Here is a 2,505-nt window from a genome sequence, read left to right on the forward strand (position 1 = left end):
CTCCTTGTCCTCCTTGTCCTCCTTGTCCTCCTTGTCCTCCTTGTCCTCCTTGTCCCTCTCTCCTCTTCTGTTGCAACTGTGCCACAAGTGCAGGGTTATCAATAACTGGGGATGTATCGGGTAAAATGCTAACTCTGGTAAAGCCGCCAGCAGCAGCAGCTTGTAAGAAAGATAAGAGGGTTTCTCTTTCTTCAAAGCCAGGTTCACCAGAGTGGCTGTACAAATCCACTAACCCAGGACCGAGAACTAATCCTTGGCAATCTCTGATTTGAGTATCAGAACTGATATCAGAAATGTGTGAAGCCACTTCTCGGATATAGCCATCGGTAATTAGCACATCAAAGATTTCGTCGATTTCAGAAACTGGGTCAATTACTCGTACTTTTTGCAGCAGTTCAGTCATAAAAGATTTTAGTTATGAGTTATGAGTTAAGTAGGTAGGCATAATTAAACATAAAGTAAAATCCTAGTTCGTAGTGAGCGATTTATCTTTCAAAGCAAGGATTATTAGGACTAAAGTCCTTACTACAAACTTTAATTTATTTACGTCTAGCTACTTATAAGTTATTTGTTCTTTAGTCATTGCTTCTAAATTTACTCCTCACTCCTCACTCCTCACTCCTAACTCCTAACTCCCCACTCAGCACTCAGCACGGGCTAAACGCCCCGCTACCGCTAACACAACTCAGCACTCACAACGCTCCCGCAGCTGTTTTATCTAGTACGTCTCCGCCGAAGTGATAGGTGATATTCATTGCTTGCAGTACTGGTAAACCATCGATTCCAGCAGGGTAGTCGATAACACTGACTGCACCATTACCTTGGCGAAAACTCCAGAAATTTTCTAGCGATAAACCCAGAATGTGACAAAGCAAGGTTTTGTTAGTAGCATCATGAGCTACTACTAATACAGTTTTAAATTGATTATTTGATGCCGTTTGGATAATTGATTGCCAAGCTGCAACGCTGCGCTCCCACACCTGCTGCAAATTCTCTCCTTCAGGCATTTGTACTTGTGTTGGTATCAGCCGCCATCGCTGCAACTCTCCGGGAAACTCTTGCTCTATCTCTGTTTCTAATTTTCCTTCCCACAGACCATGACTGATTTCTCTTAAACCATCTTGCAATTCTAACTTGACATTTGGATGTTGTTTTAAGATGATTTCTGCTGTTTCTTTAGGGCGCAGCATTGTGCTACTTACAGCAAAATTAATCGCTACATCTTGGAGAAATTCACCGGCTTTTTGCGACTGTTGCCTACCGTTGTCGTTGAGAGGGACATCAATTTGTCCTTGAAATCTGGTTTGACGATTCCAGTCGGTTTCACCATGACGCACTAGTAACAATCTTATTCCTTGATGATCCGGTCGCAATGAGGGTAAAGTTTCTCCGGTGTGTTGCGTCTGATTTAAGGATTCTAGTTGGACTGGTTCGCCTAATCCCCCAGCAAAATTTAATACGGTGATGCCACAGTTAGATTGCTGTATTGAGTGGTAGCGACTGGGGGGGATTCCTAGCGCTGTGCTAATTAAGGCGCGATTAATTCCGTTATGTCCCACGATGAGAATAGTTTCGCCTTGATGCTGGGACAAAATTTCTTGCCAAAACTGCCGTGCTTGTTCGTATAAAGCAAGAACAGGAAAATGTTCTCTTGTACCTTGTGCATCATTAAGCAGCATCCGCAGTTTGTCGGGTTGTTGATGCCAAGTGCGGTAGTCTTCGGCAAATTGTTGCTTGACTTCAGAAGTTAGCAGTGCTTCCCATAAAGGCAGGTCGATTTCTAGCAGCAAATCGGAAACTTGGAGTACAGCAGATTGTTCAGAATGAGCAGCTAACTCACTATGGATAATATCTGCTGTATGTTTCGCTCGTTGCAAGGGACTGCTGTAAATCGCATTAAATAAAATATTGCTGAGGGCTTTGCCTACTTTACTGGCATCTTTACGACCTTTTTCGGTTAATGTTGACGCATCAGTGCGTCCTTGGATACGCCGCTCGGTGTTATAACCGCTTTGACCGTGGCGCACAATGATGACACGAGTCATCTCAAAGCCCTCCTCTATCTTGACGATTAATTTTACTGCAAAACGATTGCATAATTATCGACTTAGGAGCGCGGATTGAGTTAGGCGCTTTAATACTATAGGATTCCTATTTGATTTTTGAACAATTTTAGGTACTGTAGTAAGGCACTAAATTCGTAATTCGTAATTCGTAATGACGCTTGTTCGCGTAGCGTCTCCCTTTGGGAGAAGACTCGCTAAGAGGATGTTTGAAAAGTCATGATTGATGTATCAAATATTTTTTTACCCCTCCCTAACCCTCCCCTTTACAAGCTACGGTGTACACACATCTTTTTATAAAACCAAAATCCTCGTAGATCCCCCTAAATCCCACGATAAATTGGGGGACTTTAAGAGCTTTTTGCCCCCCTCTTAAAAAGGGTGGTTGCAGGGTGGTTTCATACAAACAGAGAAAAATGACAATACTTATGGGAGGCGATCG

1 protein-coding gene and 1 pseudogene are annotated in these 2,505 nt (G+C 43.0%); both read right to left on the bottom strand.

The annotated features are described in order from the left end of the window. A pseudogene (locus tag HWQ37_RS00635) lies at positions 1-403 on the bottom strand (dihydroorotase); the annotation flags it as partial. Positions 404-692: 289 nt separating this feature from the next. After that, the gene (locus HWQ37_RS00640; RefSeq protein ID WP_292742611.1) at positions 693-2,045 is read right to left on the bottom strand and encodes a histidine phosphatase family protein; all 1,353 of its coding nucleotides are present in this window, start codon (positions 2,043-2,045) and stop codon (positions 693-695) included. Positions 2,046-2,505 lie beyond the last annotated feature (460 nt).

The organism is Nostoc sp. NMS4 (assembly GCF_017115095.1).
Lineage (GTDB): Bacteria > Cyanobacteriota > Cyanobacteriia > Cyanobacteriales > Nostocaceae > Nostoc.